The organism is Pseudarthrobacter oxydans (assembly GCF_034258515.1).
Taxonomy (GTDB): domain Bacteria; phylum Actinomycetota; class Actinomycetes; order Actinomycetales; family Micrococcaceae; genus Arthrobacter.
In genome coordinates this window covers 3,408,348-3,427,245 of record NZ_CP139438.1, presented here as the reverse complement: position 1 = coordinate 3,427,245, position 18,898 = coordinate 3,408,348, and the positions used below count along the sequence as shown (strand labels likewise).

Annotated in this window: 15 protein-coding genes; 12 read left to right on the top strand and 3 right to left on the bottom strand. The window is 64.8% G+C overall.

Going from position 1 to position 18,898, the window contains the following annotated elements; translation table 11 throughout:
- The first annotated feature begins 230 nt into the window (after positions 1 to 230).
- From SMD14_RS15645 to SMD14_RS15625, 5 genes are all read left to right on the top strand, one after another.
- Positions 231 to 1,322 (top strand): M23 family metallopeptidase, encoded by a 1,092-nt coding sequence (locus SMD14_RS15645; protein WP_321214226.1) that lies wholly within the window; start codon positions 231 to 233, stop codon positions 1,320 to 1,322.
- Between the two features lie 187 nt (positions 1,323 to 1,509).
- Positions 1,510 to 2,865 (top strand): EAL domain-containing protein, encoded by a 1,356-nt coding sequence (locus SMD14_RS15640; RefSeq protein ID WP_321214225.1) that lies wholly within the window; start codon positions 1,510 to 1,512, stop codon positions 2,863 to 2,865.
- Between the two features lie 401 nt (positions 2,866 to 3,266).
- Positions 3,267 to 4,613 carry a MinD/ParA family protein gene (locus tag SMD14_RS15635; protein ID WP_409339688.1) on the top strand — a complete coding sequence of 449 codons (1,347 nt, stop codon included), beginning with the start codon at positions 3,267 to 3,269 and terminating at the stop codon, positions 4,611 to 4,613.
- A 226-nt stretch (positions 4,614 to 4,839) separates the two neighbouring features.
- Positions 4,840 to 6,501 (top strand): PAS domain-containing sensor histidine kinase, encoded by a 1,662-nt coding sequence (locus tag SMD14_RS15630; RefSeq protein WP_321214223.1) that lies wholly within the window; start codon positions 4,840 to 4,842, stop codon positions 6,499 to 6,501.
- Between the two features lie 36 nt (positions 6,502 to 6,537).
- Complete coding sequence (locus SMD14_RS15625; RefSeq protein ID WP_321214222.1) at positions 6,538 to 6,927, top strand: response regulator; 390 nt, start codon at positions 6,538 to 6,540, stop codon at positions 6,925 to 6,927.
- A gap of 21 nt (positions 6,928 to 6,948) precedes the next feature.
- On the opposite strand, the gene SMD14_RS15620 is transcribed toward SMD14_RS15625, so the two are convergent.
- On the bottom strand, positions 6,949 to 7,104 hold the full coding sequence (locus SMD14_RS15620; protein ID WP_321214221.1) for a hypothetical protein: 156 nt from the start codon (positions 7,102 to 7,104) through the stop codon (positions 6,949 to 6,951).
- A gap of 401 nt (positions 7,105 to 7,505) precedes the next feature.
- On the opposite strand from SMD14_RS15620, the gene SMD14_RS15615 reads away from it, so the two are divergent.
- The 3 genes from SMD14_RS15615 to SMD14_RS15605 all read left to right on the top strand — a co-directional run bounded on the left by SMD14_RS15615 (position 7,506) and on the right by SMD14_RS15605 (position 11,559).
- On the top strand, positions 7,506 to 7,775 hold the full coding sequence (locus tag SMD14_RS15615; RefSeq protein WP_321214220.1) for a hypothetical protein: 270 nt from the start codon (positions 7,506 to 7,508) through the stop codon (positions 7,773 to 7,775).
- 191 nt (positions 7,776 to 7,966) lie between these two features.
- Positions 7,967 to 9,055, top strand: a complete 1,089-nt coding sequence (locus SMD14_RS15610; RefSeq protein WP_321214219.1) for an EAL domain-containing protein — start codon at positions 7,967 to 7,969, stop codon at positions 9,053 to 9,055.
- 32 nt (positions 9,056 to 9,087) lie between these two features.
- Positions 9,088 to 11,559 (top strand): EAL domain-containing protein, encoded by a 2,472-nt coding sequence (locus SMD14_RS15605; protein ID WP_321214218.1) that lies wholly within the window; start codon positions 9,088 to 9,090, stop codon positions 11,557 to 11,559.
- Positions 11,560 to 11,903: 344 nt separating this feature from the next.
- Here the strand turns inward: SMD14_RS15605 and SMD14_RS15600 are convergent, their stop codons facing one another.
- Both SMD14_RS15600 and SMD14_RS15595 read right to left on the bottom strand, forming a co-directional pair.
- Positions 11,904 to 12,368, bottom strand: a complete 465-nt coding sequence (locus SMD14_RS15600) for an Lrp/AsnC family transcriptional regulator (RefSeq protein ID WP_321214217.1) — start codon at positions 12,366 to 12,368, stop codon at positions 11,904 to 11,906.
- A 125-nt stretch (positions 12,369 to 12,493) separates the two neighbouring features.
- Positions 12,494 to 12,739: a hypothetical protein gene (locus SMD14_RS15595; protein WP_321214216.1), complete on the bottom strand. Its 246-nt coding sequence runs from the start codon at positions 12,737 to 12,739 to the stop codon at positions 12,494 to 12,496.
- A 368-nt stretch (positions 12,740 to 13,107) separates the two neighbouring features.
- Between SMD14_RS15595 and SMD14_RS15590 the strand changes: the two genes are divergently transcribed.
- From SMD14_RS15590 to SMD14_RS15575, 4 genes are all read left to right on the top strand, one after another.
- Positions 13,108 to 14,328 carry a thiamine pyrophosphate-dependent enzyme gene (locus SMD14_RS15590; RefSeq protein WP_321214215.1) on the top strand — a complete coding sequence of 407 codons (1,221 nt, stop codon included), beginning with the start codon at positions 13,108 to 13,110 and terminating at the stop codon, positions 14,326 to 14,328.
- A complete protein-coding gene (locus SMD14_RS15585; protein ID WP_321214214.1) occupies positions 14,325 to 15,437 on the top strand; it encodes an alpha-ketoacid dehydrogenase subunit beta in 1,113 nt (370 codons plus the stop codon). The genes SMD14_RS15590 and SMD14_RS15585 overlap by 4 nt, the downstream gene beginning before the upstream one ends.
- Before the next feature lie 2 nt (positions 15,438 to 15,439).
- On the top strand, positions 15,440 to 16,942 hold the full coding sequence (locus tag SMD14_RS15580) for a dihydrolipoamide acetyltransferase family protein (protein WP_321214213.1): 1,503 nt from the start codon (positions 15,440 to 15,442) through the stop codon (positions 16,940 to 16,942).
- A gap of 696 nt (positions 16,943 to 17,638) precedes the next feature.
- Positions 17,639 to 18,799, top strand: a complete 1,161-nt coding sequence (locus SMD14_RS15575) for a family 16 glycosylhydrolase (protein WP_321214212.1) — start codon at positions 17,639 to 17,641, stop codon at positions 18,797 to 18,799.
- Positions 18,800 to 18,898: the final 99 nt, after the last annotated feature.

Sequence of the window (18,898 nt, the reverse complement as noted above, 5' to 3'; positions counted from 1 at the left end):
TCAGTCCCCGGTCTTGGACATGATAGGCAGTCGTCCTGGCCGCTGCGCGGCGCGGCTATTACTCAGCTTTCTGTGAAGACCGGCCCAGTTTGGCAAGGCCTGCCTGAGGGTTTGCATAGCTTATTCACATATGCGGCTTTACGCCTCGAATCGCTTTGTCCTCCGTGTTCCCATAGTTACAACGCCCGCCAATCACATCAACAGGCGGCTCTTCACGGGGGACATCCATATTGGCAAAACATCTAGCGCGGGCTGCTGCCCGCCGCAGCCGGCAGCACCGGCGGCATGCCTGCCGGCTGACGATCAGCGGAGGTACAGGCGTGCTGGCCCTGCTCGCTATGGGACTTCAGGCAAACGGCTCGGTTCCTGCTGCTCAATATGCGCCAGGGCACACTTCCGTCGGTTTTGCAGCCACAGCCGGCCACGGCTTCGCAGCGGAGACGGCGCTTGCGCAGGCAGCCGGCTCAACCTTGCACGCTGTCTCGGCCCGGGCCGATGCTTCGCTGACCTACAGCCGCTCCATCGTCCATACCGAGGCGAAGAAGGAGACCGGGAAACTCAGTGCCGCCTCAACCGCCTCGCAGCGCCCAGCGGCCGGAACCCTGATGGCACCGCTGGAGGCACTTCTCCCCAGTTCGCCCTATGGACTCCGGACGAGTCCGATCACCGGAAGAGCGGGGGAATTCCACTGGGGCCTCGATTTCTCCGCATCCTGCGGCACGCGCGTCCACTCGGCGGATGCCGGCGTCGTACGGGCAGTGGGTTGGCACCAGTGGGGCGGCGGCAACCGGGTTGAAGTGGACCATGGCAACGGGCTGATCACCACCTACAACCACCTCGAAGGCATAGCTGTCCGGACGGGCCAGTCCGTCCAGGCCGGCGACGTTATCGCCAAGGTCGGCACAACCGGCGCCTCAACGGGATGCCATCTCCATTTCGAAACGGTCTTGAACGGCAGCCACACCGACCCTGCTAAATGGACACTGGTGCCGCTGCATTCTCCCGATCCCAAGGCCGATATCACGATGGCCGACTACCGGAGCGCCGACGGAACGAAACCTGCGCCGGCATGGGTAGTCTCCGTTGAACAGAGCCGTAGGCATGAATCGGCTGGCCACGGCCACGGTCCCGCGGAAGCCGGACCGGCGGCCGTGACTTCTTCGCCCCGAGTCGACGCCTCGGCGCCACCGGCACTTGCACCCGCCCCGACGACGTCGCCGGCTGTGGCGCCCGCCTCCGCAGCTACAGCATCCCCGACGGCGATCCCTTCCGCCACCGCGACGGCGGCCACCCCTTCGCCGATGATCACCGCGGCACCGTAGGTGCATTCACGTTGATTTGCCTGCTTTTGCGTACCTTTTCAAGGATTTCCACAGATTAGTCCAAAGATGGGACTTACCCTGGTGCGGCCCTGTTAGCCTACCTTTGGCCGCGGCCAGTCAGGATGACCGGACTCAAACGCGGGGTGCAATGGGGGAACAGGGCATGGCCAAGTACGGAAAAACGACTATGCGGTCATTTGTCGGCAGCCACCTGCTGCTCTGCGTCCTAAGCGTGCAGGCCGCATTTGCCCTGGCCGTAGCCGCAGGTTGGCACTCCTTGGCCCACGGCTTTCCGCAGCCACAGGCAGGGCCCGTTCTGGTCTGCGCAGTTGCCGGAGGGTTGATCCTCGTTGCCGTGGTCACTGCCGCGCGGGGCGTCCGTGCCCAGGCCCGGGAACGCGACCGTAGCAGCGCTGTTTCCAACCTCATGGAGACCGTCTCCGACACCAGCAGCGAATGGGTGTGGGCCGTGGACGGCCAGGAGAATTTCAGCTACTCAAGCGGGGCCAGCGCCGCACTCCTCGGGTATGAACCTGGCGAGCTGATCGGCAGGCCGGTCAGCACTGTCATTGGACCGAACGAACTCGCCGGGGCGCGGCAGGCCGTGGCAGACGCCCGCGGCGATCATGGTACGGACTGGAAAGGGGTCCGGATTTCCTACCGCCACCGCAATGGCACATCCGTGTGGATGGAAGTATCCGGCAGGGCACGGCCCACCAGGAACGGGGCCCGCCCCCGCTATGAAGGAACCAGCCGGCCCCTGGCCGCCCAGGCGGTGCAACCGCTCATCGAAGGGCACGTCCGGGAACGCATCGAGAGCACCGTCCGGGGCGGAAGCATCCTCACCGCCTTTCAACCCATTTACGAACTTGGCACCGGAACCATGACCGGAGTGGAAGCGCTCACCCGGTTCCCCAGTGATGACGGCAGAAGCCCGGAGCACTGGTTCAGCGATGCCGCCAGCGTTGGACTCGGGGGACACCTTGAATTTGCGGCCCTGGAGGCTGCCCTGTTTAGGACCGCGAAGCTCCCCGAACACCTCTATGTGGCGCTGAACCTCTCACCCGATACCTGCCTGGACCCCCGACTGCCGATGCTGCTGGAGCGGTCCGGTCTGGCCGCCCACCGGATAGTTCTGGAACTGACAGAAAGACTGCCAGTGGCTGAGTACACGCCGCTGCTGTCCGCGCTGGCCCCCCTGCGGCGCCGGGGCCTGAAGATTGCCGTCGACGACGCCGGCTCCGGCTTCTCATCAATGCGCCACATCCTCCGGCTCCGGCCCGACATTATTAAGCTCGACCGCAGCCTGGTTGCGGGGCTTGACAGCGACCATGCCCAGCGGGCGCTCGGTGCCGCCATGGTTACATTCGCCCAGGAAATCGGGGCCCAGATCGTGGCAGAAGGTATTGAGACCATGGCCGAACTGGCTACCGTTACGAGGCTGGGGATGACATCGGCGCAAGGTTACTTCCTGGGCCGTCCCAGCCTCCATCCCGGCGAATGGGAGAGCTGGAAGGAAGCCCGCATCAGCGGCGCCGCGTGATACCTGCGCCAAGCGATCGGTCCTCCACAGACGGCGCAGCCCCCCAGCAACCAGAATTGACACGTTTGTCAATTATCCCGACGCGAGGGTAGCGTCCTTCCTAGCTTGACTTGGGAATATTGCCATCGACGGAGGTTTGCATGATGCTGGACTGCTACGCCACCGCGCTGCGGCGAGGTAACCGCCGCTAGCCATGCCCTACGTTGACATCAACCCCCACAAAAACCGTCCCAGATGGCAGGGCTACGCTGCCCTGGCCGTTCTCTTAATACTGACCGCAGCCGTAGTTGCCGCCGCACTGGCCCATCGCTGAGTCCGGGCTGACACTCGAAAGCATCGTAGACTTACGGTTTGAACCAGAGTGCTGCTGAACTTCTTGCCGAACGTCCTGGGGGATAAACATGTCCGATCCGGCGGATCAGAATGCGCGCGCCAATGCAGAAGATGCAGGACAGCCGCCACTGCGACGACGCCGCGACCTTCGTCGCGTCGATGGCGGGCCGGCGGATGTCCGGACAGGAACCATGCCAGCCGTACCGCCCGCCCCGTCCAGCCCGCCTGAAGCCGGAGTGCCGCTGACACGCCGGACCTCGTGGGCAGAAGCTGCCGCGGCCGCCGATGCCGCGCAGCCAGCCTCTGCTGTCCCGCCTCCCACCCGGCCACCTGCAGCCGCCCTGACGGCCGCGCAGGACACCCTCTCCTCCGTCGCCGGTGCGCCTGCTGGGGAAGCCCTCCCACCGCCGTCGGCCGTCCCTGCTGAAGCTCCCGCGTTCCGCCGCGTCCGGCCTACTGTTGCAGACAGCATTGCTGAGAGCCCTATGCCGGACTTCATCAGCTCGCCGGGGCTGTTCGTAAAGGAGCAGAAGCCGCGGCCCGTGGGCGGCATCCGGGGTGCCATCTACAGCATGACCGGCGGCGCCTGGAACCTGGGCCCCAGTGCCAGGCAGCGCCAGGAGGACGAGCTGGGCCGGCGCATCTCGCGACAGTTGCAGGGCAGCTACAACACCGCGATCCTGAGCCTCAAAGGCGGCATCGGCAAGACCTCCACCACCGTGGGCGTGGGCCTGACGCTGGCCGAATACCGCGGGGACGCCCCCTGCGCCATCGATGCGAACCCGGACTCCGGAGACCTGGTGGAACGCGCGCTGGGCGAGGGCATTTACCAGCAGTCCAGCCCGCGCACCATTACAGACCTCCTGAAAAACATCGACTCCATCGACTCGCTGACAGCCCTGGCCCGGTACATGCACCACGCCGGCCGGCTGCACCTGATCGCGGGGGAGCAGGACCCGGAGGTCTCGGATTCACTCACGGCGGCTGAGTACCTGCGGATCCGCAAACTCATTTCCAGCTACTACTCCGTGGCGCTGACCGACTGCGGCACGGGCGTGACGCACAACGCCATGAGCGGGATCCTGCAGTCAGCGGACAACCTGGTGATCGCCGCAGGCTATGCAGTGAGCGGTGCCAAACGTGCCCGCAGCACCCTGCACTGGCTGGCCAGCCACGGCTACGAGGAGCTGGCCCGGAACGCCATCGTGGTGATCACGGACAAGGACGAAGTCTCCTCCCGCGTGGACAAGGACGCCATCGAGGAACACCTCGCCGGGATCTGCCGCGAGCTCATTGCCGTCCCGCACGACCGCGGCGTGGCCGACGGCGACCTCGTCACCCTGGATGTGCTCAAACCTGAGACCCGGCGTGCCTACAAAGAGATCGCCGCTGCAATCGTGGACGGGTACCGGTAGAACCCATCCGTAGGAAACAACTCGCCCATTGCCGCGATATTAGGGCAAATTGTGGCTCCCGTAATGGCTTCCGCCACCCAAGGGCAGCGAGGCCCAGCATGCCTTCTGCCCACATGACGAGCCGAAACCGGAATCAGAGCATCCACCCGAGCGAATAGGTGGATCAAAGCTAAGCTATAGTCGCGGGACTCCCGGCCGCGGCGTGGCAGAGGGGAAGGCATCGGGCATGAGCGGCTCAAGAACGCCCGTCAGTGGCTTGACGTGGTTGCCGGCGCACCGGTTCTTCCACGAGCTCTCTCCCCGGGCTCGGATGGTGCTGAGCCAGCTGCCCTTGACGGCCACCATGGTCCTGGTGGCGGGCATCGTGCTGGTCTTTCATCCCGCGCTGCTGCGGGATCCGGTCTTTGAGGCTGGGCTGATGCTCCATGCCCTGATGTTCATCCTGGCTTGGGTCATCCCGTGGCAGCGGTTCCCTCCGGCAGCCTCGCTTGCCGTCCCGATCCTGGACTTCATTCCGGCCGGCCTGATCCGGGAGTCAGGCGTGGAAACCATTCCCGCCCTCGGGGCCATGGCCGTGCTTCCGGTGGTCTGGCTGACAAGCTCGCAGCTGTATCCGCGGTTCGGCCTGTTGATGAGTTTCGTCGGTCCGCTGCTGATGGTCTGGGTCCCACTGGTGCTCAAGGGTTCAGTCTCCGGCGAAGCGTACAGCGTGGTTGTGCTGTTGCCGGTGCTGATGTTCGCCACGGGCTTCGCCGTCCACACCCTGAGCTCCAGCAGGGACCACCAGCAGCACACCGTGGAGGAGGCGAGGCGCCAGCTGCAGGCGGCGCTGGAAAGTTCGGCGCGCAAGGAACGGCTGGTCAACACCGTGGTTGACGCGGTGGGAGTCGGTGTCCTCGCCCTCGATGCCGCAGGAAACAGCACCTTGAGGAACCAGCAGCAGAAGCGCAACTTTGCACTCGCTTATCCCGCGCCGGCATCCGGCAAGGACCCCGAGGTGCACGTCTATGGCCGTGGGGGAAAGGAACTGCTCGTTCCCGAGATGCGCCCGGAGAGGCGGGCAGCCAACGGCGAGGACTTTTCCGACTACCTTGTGTGGATCGGCGAAAACGGCAAGCAGCGGGTATTTTCGACGTCCGCCAGGGCAATCCGGGACGATGGCAGATTCGACGGATCGGTGGTCACCTTCACCGACGTCACGGCACTGGTCGAGGCCATGACGGCCAAGGATGCGTTCCTTTCCAACGTCACCCACGAACTGCGCGCCCCCTTGACCTCGATCCTTGGCTACACCGAGGTGCTGACGTCCCGTGATGACCTTCCGGGGGACGCCGGCGTCATGCTGCAGGTCATCCAGCGGAACGGTCAACGGCTCCAGAGGCTGGTTGCGGATTTGCTCACAGCGGCATCGGGCTCGGTGGATGTGCGTCCGGAGCCGGCGGACCTGGCCGAAGTCATCGGGTTCAGCCTGGCCACGGCGGTGCCGCTGGCTGGCGCTGCGGGCGTGAACCTGGTCAACGAATCAGACCCTGAGGTGCCGGCCCTGATAGATACGACACGAATGGGCCAGGTTCTGGACAACCTGCTCTCCAACGCCATCAAATACTCGCCCGACGGCGGGAAAGTGACGGTGCGTGCCGGCGCTACCGCGGAAGGTGTGTTCTGTTCGGTGACGGACACCGGGATTGGGATGAGGCAGGAGGAGCTGAAGGAACTCTTCACCAAGTTCTTCCGGTCCGAGACCGCACGGAAATCCGGGATCCCGGGAATCGGCCTGGGGCTGGCAATCACGAAGACCATCGTGGAAAACCACGGCGGCAGCATCAGATGCACCAGCACACCGGGTCATGGATCAACGTTCACCGTGACCATCCCTGCCATTCGCTGATTCCACGCGCTACCTTTATAAGAAAAGGGGGCGTCCATGCGGAAAGCGGCTGTGATCATTGATGACGATCTGGACGTCCGGGGTCTCATCCAAGGGATCCTCATTAGCGCCGGCCTGGAAGTGCATGCAGCCGATTCGGGTGCCACAGGTGTGGAGGCCGTCCGGCGGCATGGGCCGGACATCATCGTCCTCGACTTCGGCCTGCCGGACTTCAACGGGTTGGAAGCCGCCCGGCGCATCCGGGGCTTCAGCAGCGCACCGATCCTGATGCTCACCGGTCACGAGGATCTCGCCGACACCCCATTCGGTGCCGGCGTCCATGACCTGATGGCCAAACCATTCAGCCCTCGGGAACTGCGTTTGCGGGTGGAAAAACTGCTCTTCAGCGACGAACAAACCACCGTCACCAGCGCACAACCGGACTGACCGTGCCCCGGACCTTGGCCGTCAGGCGCCTTGCCCGGCTCCCCGGGAAGCGTAGCTGATCGAGATGCAGCCGTCGGCGTCGTCATCTCTGGAGATGTAATCCGTAAAGTCCGCCAGCGACATGAAGCAATAGAAGTCGCTGTAGCGGTAGTTTGATTTTTCTGCCCTGGTTGCCACTTTGATTACCTTCATTCTCGTTGTAGAGATATTCGTTGCCTTCTGGCTAAATGATGGGTGGCTTCGATCAAGGTTCCCGATGGTTACCTGCACAGTTCTCACAGGACTGGGACAAAGTTCGCACAGGAGCGCAGGTCGCGGGCAGGGGAGCCGGGATGCGGCCTGTCACGGCTTAGGGATGCGGCTGCCGGCTTCCGCCCAGCCGGCAGGGCCGGACACCATTACCCCCGTCCCTGGTGCGCCCGCGGCGGAAGCCGTGGACGCGCCGTCGGCCGCTCCGGCTGAACCTCCCGCTTTCCGCTGCGCCCGGCCGACTTTGCCGGTGCCACAGGTACCCGGCGGGGGAAACTCAGGTACCGCCTACTGGTTCCCCAGCCAGGATGCTGGGCTAATTTCGGCCCATGGGTGGATACGAGGAAGACCGGCAGGCCGTTCCCCTTCCGTGGGCGCCTGTGCCGGCCGCCATGTTCGGGTTTCGGGACGGTGCGGCGTGGGTAGCGGACGATGTGTTCGTCACCCGCGACGGCCGCGGCGACGTGCTGGTGGAGCGCTGGGACGGAAGCGGTGTACGGTCTGCAGTCGTTCGTAGGGACTGCGAAGGTTTCATGAGGTCGATGTGGATCAAACTCATGGAAATAGCTGTGGACGGGACCCCGAAATCGGCGCCCTAGTTTCCAGTCGCCGCCAATTCCGGGCCCGGCCGCAGTGAATGCCGGAATTTGTTTCTCGACATTAGGGATTTAGGTTCTGTCCGGCTGTACCCTTTGTTCAGGCCGGGGTTGCGCGCTGCAGTCAATCAGTGTTGCGGCCGAGGCTTGGTGCCGGGCTCAGCCGGCGCCTACAGCCGATAAAGGAATAGCCGATGTCACGGGACGAGTTCACTCTCCTCTCAGTCACCGGCGCAGGGGAAACGGCAGGTCCGGGGGGACCTGCACTGCCGCAGCAGGCGGCGAAAGATGGTTCCCTGCGCGATCAGGTGATGGAGCTGATCAATGATGTCCTCACTGATCCTGATCCCAAAGCGGAGTGGGCCAGGGCGCAGCTGCGGAAGCACCTTGCGTCCCACCCGGACAACCCCGAACGTGCGTTTCTTGAGCATCTTGCCGGGACACGGAAACAGGGCGCGCGGCAGCAACCACGTCCTGAGGGTGTGGACGGTACCACTGCCGGTCGCCTTGATGAGCGCAGCGCCCCTGATACCGGGCTTACGAAGAGAATTGAATCGGTTTTGGGCAGCAGGCTGTTGCTGACGGCGTTTCAGCCAATCCACGAATTGCCGGAGCGGCGCGTCGCCGGGGTTGAAGCCCTTACACGTTTTGTCAGCAGCGACGGATCAGACGCCGACACGTGGTTCCGGGAAGCCGAGGCCGTGGGCCTCGGAACCGAGCTGGAGATCGCTGCGCTGCAGTGTGCAGTGTCCGCGGCGCGGATGGTCCCCTCGCATCTCTTCGTGGCGTTCAACCTGACTCCGGCAGCGTTTACGGAGATCCGTGTCCAGGACCTGCTGCAGAACTCCGGGCTGGCGCTGGACAAGATCGTCGTTGAACTTCGTGGCGGGGCAAACGATATGCAGTGGAGCAGGGTCATAAAGTCCGTGAACCTGCTACGTCACCGCGGATTGCGGGTGGCGGTGGATGGCTCCGGAGCAGGCTTTACCCCTGCCGACAGGATTCTTAGCCTTCGGCCTGACATCATCAAACTCGACCGTACTTTTATCGCCGGGATTCTTGAGGAGCCAGGCCTGGACGAGCCGGCAGTGATTAGCCTTGCCCAGGAGGTCGGGGCCGTCCTGGCAGCCGAAGGCATTGAAACGGATGCGGAGCTTGCCGCAGTCATTGATGCCGGCCTCACTGCCGGCCAAGGGTATCTGCTGGGCCGGCCGTCGGTGCATCCGCTGGACTGGTCGTCGTGGGTCATCCAAACGACTGTTGGCGTAGCCACGGAGTCCTAGTTGGAATGGATTGAGGATAACGCGGGGGATCAATGGCGGGGGAACAACAGGATGATCTGCTAACACAGGCCTTGCTGCTCGACGAGATCGGCCAGTCTGTGATCGGGATGGACAGCAGCTGGCGGGTCACGTACTGGAACCGTGCCTCCGAACGATTGTATGGTTTCGCTGTCTCGGAGGTGATCGGATTGACGCCTCTTGATCTGGGCATCGTCAATAGTTTCCCGATCCCCGGGCCAGGGCCTGCGAATGAGGAGATCGCGGAGCGGTTAGCCCTTGGCCAGGACTGGTCCGGGGAATTGGGGATGCAGGATCGGTCCGGCAGGCAGTTTCCAGTCCATGCGACGATCAGCCCGATCAGGGGCCGCCACACGGTGGCAGTGGATATCGTGGCCATCTCAAAGGACATCACTGACCGGAAACTTCGGGAGGCGGCCTTGGGCCGGCTCTCCGCGATGGTGGAGTCTTCGGGGGATGCGATCATCGGCGCTGACATGGACGGGAAGATCACCAGCTGGAACGCAGGTGCCGTACGGATGTTCGGCTGGAGCATGGCGGAAGCCGTCGGCCAAACGCACGCGCTGTTCACCACCCGGAACGCGGAGGACTTGGATGTCCGCGTCGCTGAGCGGATCCGCGCCGGGGCTTCCGTCTCAGGGGTAGAGGCCCGGTGGCGGCGCAAAGACGGCTCGGTCATTGACGTGGACCTGACGCTGTCACCGGTGTATGGGCAGGACGGAAAGCTTGCCGGCGCTTCTGCCATTGCCAGGGACATCACGGAGATTAAGCGGTTGCGGTCCGAAGCCGATGCCGAGCGGCGCCGGTTGATTGCATCTCAGGAAATGGCGCATGTGGGAAGTCTTGAGTACTCGGGCGCCACGGGGGAGACCTGGCACTCACAGGAATTCGCGCGCATCGTGGGCTTGGCGCCAGGGGAGTCCCTATCAAGGGCATGGCTGCTGGAGCGGACACACCCGGAGGACCGTGACCGGGTCCGGCAGGTGTGGCGGGACCTGCATTCGGGGGTGCGATTCGCTGATGTAGAGTACCGGCTCCTCCGGCCGGATGGCGGGCAGCGATGGCTTCATTCACGAATACTGAACGTCGACGGCACTCACGGGCAACCAGCTCAATTCCTTGACACGGTACTGGACATCACTGAGCGCAAGAAAGCCGAGCAGGTCCTGGAATGGCAAGCCCGTCACGATGCCCTGACAGGCCTGCCCAACCGGTACCTGATAACCGAGGTGCTGCAGGGTTTCCTTGACAATGGTTCCCGGCCAGTGGTCATGTTCGTCGATATCGACCGCTTCAAACTCGTCAATGACGGTATCGGCCATGGCGGCGGTGACAGAATCCTGATGCTCCTGAGCGACCGTTTGACGAAGACAGTGAGGGCCGGTGACACGGTAGGGCGTTTCGGGGGCGATGAATTCATCATTGTCTGCGAGAACATGGGCATGCGTGCCGCCAAGGTGATGGCCGGGCGAATCCGTGAATGCATCAGGGCTCCGTTCGAGGTGGAGGACCGGCAGATTTTCCTCAACGTCAGTGTTGGTATCGCCCTGGCCGGACCTGATGACACAGCACAGTCCATGCTGGGCGGCGCGGATACTGCAATGTATAGGGCCAAATCGGCCGGCGGGGACGCATCGGTGGTTTACCACTCCAGAATGACTCAAAGGGCCAGTGGACGGTTGGATATGGAGTCTGACCTATGGTTAGCCCTGGATCGGGGAGAACTGCGGCTGAATTATCAGCCGATCATGGAGCTCGCCACTGAAACGCCACTCGGTTTCGAGGCTCTCCTGCGGTGGGAGCACCCCGACCATGGCCTCATTCCACCGGAATCATTCATCCCGGTCGCTGAAGAGACGGGCCTGATCGTTCCGATTGGAACCTGGGTGCTGCAAGAAACCCTGCGCCAGGTGCAGCAGTGGCGTCAGGAGGTGGAGGGAGCCGGAGACCTCACGGCAGCAGTGAACATCTCCGGACGCCAGTTCGTGGCGAAGGACTTTCCGGACATCGTGGAGGCAGCAATCCAGGTGTCCGGCATTGATGCCGGAGCCGTTCATTTGGAGATCACTGAAACCGTTCTCATGGACGAACCGGACCTGCCCAAGGAAACCCTGCAACGTCTTTCCCGCCTGGACGTCGGCCTTTCCATTGATGATTTCGGCACCGGCTACTCCTCCCTGGGCTATTTGAGGTGGCTTACTGCTAAGACTCTGAAGATCGATCGCACTTTCATTCAGGAACTGGGAGACCGCCCGCAGGGGGGTACCGTCATAGAGCTTGTCCTGGGCATGGCTAAAAGCCTCAAACTCGACGTTATCGCTGAAGGCGTCGAAACCCACGCCCAGCTCAACGAACTTCGGCGGATGGGCGTCACCCGCGCCCAGGGATACCTCTGGAGCAAGCCGATCCCCCCGGAACGCGTCCCAGGGTGGTTAAACGGCCGGCTGAGGAAAACCCGTACGCCGGCAGCGCTGACGCCGGGCTGACGGGCGCGCGATGCCTCTGGCATTGCAGGCCCCCGGAAGCCAAGGCGTACTCTGCCGGACAGCCACGTGGGGAAGCCCGCCGATTGGGGGGAAATGTGGCGGGCCTCCCCGTAGCGCCCCAAGCCGCTGAATCTTGATCTCGTCAGGACAATCAATTTCCGGGGGATACGGCAAGTGGAACGGTGTTTCACAGTGCAACTACTGCAGTGCCGCGATAGCTTGGCGGCACTACCGGAAATCTTCGCCTGCGCCACTCAAGACTTAATCAAGGTCTCCGCAAGAACGGGCGAGTGTTCCTGGAGGCGCGGTTTCCTTCGACCGCATCGATGGGCCGGAACAGGCGCCTACCGCGTATCCAGATCCTCAAACACTAGGAACGTCTGGGTGTCCAGCACGCCGGGCATGGACTGCAGCTGGTCGAAGATGACCCGCCGCAGGTCGATGTTGTCCACGGCGCGGACCAGGAGGATCACGTCGAAGTCGCCGCCCACCAGGGCCACGTGGTGCACCTCGGGGATCACGGCGAGCTGGTCCCGCAGCTCGCGCCAGGCGTCCTGCTTCAGCTTCAGCGTCACGTAGGCGGACGAGCGGAGCCCCGCCTTGATGGGGTCCACCAGCGCCGTGAACTTGGACAGCACCCCTTCAGAAGTGAGCCGGCCAATCCTTGTATACGCGTGCGCCCGGGAGATGTGGACGTTCTCCGCCACCTGCGTGACTGACATCCGGCCGTCACGGGTCAGCTCGGCAATGATCCTGCGGTCGATCTCGTCCAGCGGGACGGGTTCCGTCCCGGCATCCCTGGCTGCCACTTGCTCCACGGCCCCCGTCGGTAATCCGGCCCACACTTACAATTCGTCTTCCAGTGTAGGCAGAATCGGGCACGATCGTTTCAGTTCGCGGGATGCCGGATGCGAAAGCCCGGCCAAAGGCCCGGCTACAGAGACTTGCGGCTATTGGCATCCTGCAGCTGCGACGCGGTGCGGAGGAAGTCGCAGTCACTGGGGGAGAGGGAACTTTCACCGTGCCTGTCCTGTTCAACCTGCACTCCGGTGGCCTTGGTGATCGCTGCCACGACGGTCCGGGGAAGGATCCTGCATCCGGGATTTTCCACCAGCCACTGCCGCGTTTCCGGCTCGAGCCGGTCCCACAACTTCTCGATGTCCATTACAGCTGCCCCCACTCTTTGTAATTCCTCGGTGTAAGAGATGCGCCTTGCCCACAGCGGTTCCGGGGCAGAAAGGACTGCACTGTCCCTCCGCACCCTGCGTATCTTCTGAGTGTGGTCCCGCACGAAGGAGAGGTCAAGGGACTTCTGGCACGGGCTATCCGCACCGGACCTGGTCCAGCACGGGCTGTGGTCACCGGGCCCCGGCGTCCCTGGCAGCCATTTTGTCCACGCACCCTGTCAGTAATCTGGCTCACACTTACAATTTGTCTCTCGCAGCAGGCATAATCGCGCAGCTTCTCCACGATTCTTCAGGGAGCTGGATACGAAACCTGCCCCGGGCGGATACTGGGAAGGAATAGTGGCAACAGAAGGACGGAACAATGACGATCTCCGCAGACCACACCGCGCCGGAACACACCGGCACGGCGCCCGCCGGGAATAATCTCTCGGAAACGGCCAAGAAGTTTGGCATCAGCGCCGAGGACTACATGCTCCCGGCCCGGCACCAGATCCAGATGGTGGACCCGGCCGGCCGGCTCCTGCCGGACAGTGAGCAGGGCACCGAACCCGGCCACGAATACCCCCTGCCCGGCGACGGCGAACTGCTGGCCGCGTACGAGCAGCTCGTCGTCGGCCGCCGCGTCAATGACCAGAACTCCGCGCTGGTCCGGCAGGGCCGCATGGCCGTCTACCCGTCCAGCCACGGCCAGGAAGCCTGCCAGGTGGCCGCCGCCCTCTGCCTCTCCGACGGCGACTGGATGTTCCCCACCTACCGCGACGCCGTCGCCGTCATGACCCGCGGCGTGGACCCCGTGCAGGTGATGACCATCTTCCGCGGCGACTGGCACAGCGGGTTCAACCCCCTCCAGCACAAGGTGGGCATCCAGTGCACCCCGCTCACCACCCAGCTGCTGCACGCCGTGGGCGTGGCCCACGCCGCCAAGCTCCGCGGCGAGGACACCGTGGTGCTGGCCATGTGCGGCGACGGCGCCACCAGCGAAGGCGACTTCCACGAGGCCCTGAACTTCGCCGCCGTCTTCCACCTGCCCGTCATCTTCTTCGTCCAGAACAACAAGTACGCCATCTCGGTACCGCTGGCGCACCAGTCCGTGGCGCCGTCGCTCGCGCACAAGGCCGTGGGCTACGGCATGGCCGGCGAACGCGTGGACGGCAACGACGTCGTGGCCCTCCTCGCCGTCCTGGACCGGGCCGTGAAACTGGCCCGCGAAGGCTCCGGCCCCCTGCTGGTGGAAGCCAACACCTACCGCATGCAGGCCCACACCAACGCCGACGACGACACCCGCTACCGCGAAAGCAGCGAGGTTGCGGAGTGGCGGGCCAAGGACCCGGTGAACCGGATGCGGACCTACCTGACGGACCGCGGCCTGCTGGACCCCTCCGTGGAAGCGCGCATCGCCGGGCACGCCGAAGCCGTGGCCACGCAGCTGCGCGACGGCCTCAGCGAGGACGTCCCCGTGGACCCGCAGGAACTCTTCCGCCACGTCTTCGAAAAGACCACGCCCCAGCTGAAGGAACAGTCCGCCCTGCTCGCCGACGAACTCGCCCGCGACGCAGCATCATCACAGGAGGCCGGCAAGTGAGCCCCACCATCACCACCTCGTCCGAGGCCAACGGCAACGTCAGCGCCGCCACCGCCCGGGCAGCAGCCTCCGCCGCCGCCACCGCGGAAGCCGCCGGCCCGCAGCCGGTCACCATGGCCAAGGCCCTCAACACCGCCCTGGCCGACGCCATGCACGCCGATCCGTCCGTGCTGGTGTTCGGCGAGGACGTGGGCATGCTGGGCGGGGTGTTCCGCATTACCGACGGGCTCACCGCCACCTTCGGGGAGCAGCGCTGCTTCGACACCCCGCTGGCCGAGTCCGGCATCGTGGGCATGGCCGTGGGCATGGCCATCAACGGGATGCGCCCGGTCATCGAGATGCAGTTCGACGCGTTCGCCTACCCGGCCTTCGAGCAGATCGTCAGCCACGTGGCCAAGATGCACAACCGCACCAAGGGCGCCGTGAAGCTGCCCATGGTGATCCGGGTTCCCTACGGCGGCGGCATCGGGGGAGTGGAGCACCACTGCGACTCCTCCGAGTCCTACTACGCCCACACCGCCGGCCTGAAGGTGTTCACCCCGGCCACCGTGGCGGACGGATACCGGATGCTCCGCGAGGCCATCGACTCCGACGATCCCGTGATGTTCATGGAGCCCAAGAAGCTCTACTGGTCCAAGGACCTGGTGGACCTGGACGAGCTCCGCCGCCTTCACGCGGAAGGCACGACGGCGGGACGCACCACCGAAGGCCGCGCCGCCGTCGCCCGTCCCGGCACGGACGCCACGCTGATCGCCTACGGCCCGTCCGTCCCCACCGCGCTCGCCGCCGCCGAGGCCGCCGCGCTGGAAGGGCGCTCGCTGGAGGTCATCGACGTGCGCACCATTGTCCCGTTCGACGACGAGACCGTCAGCGCGTCCGTGCGGAAGACCGGCCGGGCCGTGGTGATCGCCGAGGCCCACGGCTTCGCGTCCGTGTCCTCCGAGATAGTGGCCCGGGTTCAGGAGCGCTGCTTCCACCACCTGGCCGCCCCCATCCGCCGCGTGACCGGGTTCGACATCCCGTACCCGGCGCCCAAGCTTGAGAAGTACTACCTGCCCGGCGTGGACCGCATCCTCGACGCCGTCGACGACCTTCAGTGGGAGAACTGACCATGAGTGAAACGCGTGTGTTTTTGTTGCCGGACCTGGGCGAGGGCCTCACCGAAGCCGAGCTGGTGTCCTGGCACGTTGCCGTGGGGGACGAGATCTCCGTGGACCAGCCCATCGCCGAGGTGGAAACCGCGAAGTCCACGGTTGAGGTGCCCTCCCCGTATGCCGGGATCGTGGCCGAGCTGCACGGACAGCCGGGCGAGACGCTGGACGTGGGGAAGCCGCTGATCTCGGTGACGCCTGTTGGTGCAACCCGTGGCGCCGCGGATGATGCCGCCCCCGCCCCTTCGCCGGACGACATTGCTGCAAGCAGCATGTCGTCCGGCTCCGACAGGCCCGATGCCACTCCCGGGGCGGCATCATCCGCGTCGTCTGCTGCTGAACCTTATCGTGAGGAGGAGCGGGCCGGTTCGGGAAACGTCTTGATCGGTTATGGCACTCCGGGCGGGCACGGTGTTGCCCGGCGCACCCGCGCGCCCAAAGCCTCTGTCTCCGTGCTCGAGTCGCAGGAAATCAAGCCCGCCGAGGACGACCTCACCCTGCTGCGCACTCGCGTTCCCGGCAGGCTCGGTGCCGTGATCTCCCCGCTGGTCCGGCGCATGGCCCGGGAACACGGCGTGGACCTCGGCGAGCTCCCCGGCTCGGGCGAGGGCGGGCTGATCATGCGGCGTGACGTGGAGAAGGCCATCCACGCCCCGGTGGTCGAACCTGCCGAAACCAAGCCCGTCGAAACCCCCAAGGCCCCGGCTGAACCAGCCAAAACCACAGCGGCACCGGAGGGCGTGGACGCCCGGACCGGGCTGCCCATCGCTGCCCGGACACCGGTCAGGGGAGTGCGCAAGGCCGTTGCCGCCAACATGGCGCGCAGCCGTTCCGAAATCCCCGAGGCGACAGTCTGGGTGGACGTGGACGCCACTGGTCTGTTGGAGCTTCGCGAAGGGCTCAAGGCCGGCGGCTCCCAGGTGCCGGGCCTGCTCGCGTTCATCGCGCGTTTTGTCACGGCTGGGCTAAAAAAGTACCCGGAGCTGAACACCCGGATCGAGACTGCGTCCGATGGGTCCCAGGAGATTGTCTCGTTCGACGGCGTCAACCTCGGCATCGCCGCCCAGACCGACCGGGGCCTGGTGGTCCCGTCCGTCCGCGCCGCCGAGAAGCTGACTGCCCGCGATCTGGACGCCGAGATCCGCCGGCTCACCGACGTCGCACGCCAGGGCAAGGCGACCCCCACCGAGCTGGGCAGCGGCACCTTCACGCTCAACAACTACGGCGTGTTCGGGGTGGACGGCTCCGCGGCGATCATCAACCACCCCGAGGTGGCCATCCTGGGCGTGGGCCGGATCATCGACAAGCCGTGGGTGGTGAACGGCGAGCTGGCCGTCCGCAAGGTCACCGAGCTGACACTGACCTTCGACCACCGCGTCTGCGACGGCGGCACGGCAGCCGGCTTCCTCCGCTTCGTGGCCGACGCAATTGAAAACCCAACCACCCTCCTCGCCGACCTCTAACCCCCCCCACCCGACGCTCTCTCACTTGACGTCGGTTTAATTCCAACCATCTCTCACTTGATGTGGGTTTAACCCGAACCTTCTCTCACTCGATGCGGGGACCAGCCTCGAAAAGGCAAAGCGAACGACGGCGGCCGCGTGCCGCCGTCGTTCGTGTTCCGTGCAAAGGGCCAAGGACCGCCAGTTCGGCAGCCGACGCGTGAAGGTCCCCCAACGTCTTGTTCAAGCCCCCTATTTCGCCTTTTCGGACGGAGTGCCGGCGGGCGGCCAAATTGCCTTGGAGTTTGCCAGGCACGCCAGTCCATCAAGCGGCTCAGGAGGCCCACAGGGAAAGCAGGGCTCGGGCGGCGCGGGGGCCGACGGCTTCTTTGCGAATCGACGCTGATCCGCCGCCTCCGCCATCGGCCCCGGTCTGTTTTTCAACACTCTGGACCCGGCAGCTCAAGAACAGGCAGGCATTGCGTCAAGAATTTCTCAAGACTGCAGCGGTCCCTGCGGTCCTGAGGGGGGATGATGTGCGGGCGGCATTCCGCTGGCAGTTACCTAAACAGGTACCCGGGCGGAGTTGAATCCCAAATATGAGTACTCAATACTCGTGACCGGCCGCGGCGTCGCACCTAGGCTGGACGGAAGGGGATGAGACCGGGGCGCTGCGTTCTTGCCCGCAGTCCCCTGCGGACCACGCTGGGAGGACACATGGCAAACAGGCCCCGCAACGGCCTTTTCGCCTGGATGGGTGCGCCACGGACGCCGCGGCATCCTGTCCCTGAGGACGGAACGTCACCGGCGGAGTCGATCAAGCAGCCCGCGCGGACCGGCGGCGCCGTCCTGATGATAGTGTCCCTGGCGCTCACAATCGGCTCGCTGAGCGTTGCCGCGAATACCCCTGGGCCCCAGCCTCCAGAAGGGAAAGACGCAGAGCCGGTGATCCAGGCGACCGGCTCGGCGCAGCCCGCTACGGGTACTGCTTCCCCGGAGCCAACTACTTCTGATACTGGGCCGCCGCAGCCAATTGCCGAGGCCGGCTCCCCGGAACCCACGGCGGAAACCGCATCCCCGGAGCCAACCCAGGACGGCGGGTCCGGGCCGGCTGCCAATACCGAGTCCTCGCCCTCCCTTGAGGCCCTGCCGGTGGGCGACCTGCCCGGCTGGAGGCAGATCTTTGTAGAGGATTTCACGGACGGGGACGTGCCCCTTGGCGGTTTTCCCGGCATCTACGGGTCGAGATGGAGCGAGACCTACAAGGACGGCACGCCAGACACCCATGCCAAGACGCAAGAAAAGGCCGCCAGAACGTCCGGCTATTTTCCATCCAGGGTTTTGAGCGTCCATGACGGCCTCCTGGACATGTACCTGCACTCGGAAAACGCCGTCTCCATGGGCGCGGCGCCCTCCCCGAAATTCGACGGCGCTACCCAGCCGCCGTACAACAGCCAGCTCTACGGACGCTACTCGGTGCGTTTCAAGGCAGATTCCGTGCCGGGTTTCAAGGTGGCCTGGCTGCTCTGGCCCGTCAGTAAGCAGTGGCCGCAGGACGGGGAGGTCGATTTCCCGGAAGGGGACCTGTCCAAAGTCATCTATGCTGCCTTGCACGGCATCGGCCCGGACGGGCACACCTTCGACGTCTTCCGTCCCAACGTTCCGTTTACGGACTGGCATGTGGCAACCACCGAGTGGAGCCCCGGGCGCATCGAATTCTTCCTTGACGGCAAGTCCATCGGCGTTGCCACGTCAATGGTCCCGAACACGCCGATGCGCTACATCCTGCAGACCGAGTCCTGCCTGACAGGCTGCCCGGCACCCGAGGCCAGCGGCCATGTGTACGTCGACTGGGTGGCCATCTGGGCCAGGAACTAGGCACGGCCCGCCCGGGTTTTCCGGCAGGCCCGGCCACCGGCATGCGTGCGCGTCCCGGGAACTTCAAGGGCCGGTAGGTACAATCAACGCCTAGAGGAA

Excerpts from the sequence above, each read along its gene's own strand:
- SMD14_RS15640 (WP_321214225.1), top strand. The coding sequence starts at position 1,510 with ATGCGGTCATTTGTCGGCAGCCACCTGCTGCTCTGCGTCCTAAGCGTG.
- SMD14_RS15635 (WP_409339688.1), top strand. The coding sequence starts at position 3,267 with ATGTCCGATCCGGCGGATCAGAATGCGCGCGCCAATGCAGAAGATGCA.
- SMD14_RS15630 (WP_321214223.1), top strand. The coding sequence starts at position 4,840 with ATGAGCGGCTCAAGAACGCCCGTCAGTGGCTTGACGTGGTTGCCGGCG.
- SMD14_RS15625 (WP_321214222.1), top strand. The coding sequence starts at position 6,538 with ATGCGGAAAGCGGCTGTGATCATTGATGACGATCTGGACGTCCGGGGT.
- SMD14_RS15615 (WP_321214220.1), top strand. The coding sequence starts at position 7,506 with ATGGGTGGATACGAGGAAGACCGGCAGGCCGTTCCCCTTCCGTGGGCG.
- SMD14_RS15610 (WP_321214219.1), top strand. The coding sequence starts at position 7,967 with ATGTCACGGGACGAGTTCACTCTCCTCTCAGTCACCGGCGCAGGGGAA.
- SMD14_RS15605 (WP_321214218.1), top strand. The coding sequence starts at position 9,088 with ATGGCGGGGGAACAACAGGATGATCTGCTAACACAGGCCTTGCTGCTC.
- SMD14_RS15590 (WP_321214215.1), top strand. The coding sequence starts at position 13,108 with ATGACGATCTCCGCAGACCACACCGCGCCGGAACACACCGGCACGGCG.
- SMD14_RS15580 (WP_321214213.1), top strand. The coding sequence starts at position 15,440 with ATGAGTGAAACGCGTGTGTTTTTGTTGCCGGACCTGGGCGAGGGCCTC.
- SMD14_RS15575 (WP_321214212.1), top strand. The coding sequence starts at position 17,639 with ATGGCAAACAGGCCCCGCAACGGCCTTTTCGCCTGGATGGGTGCGCCA.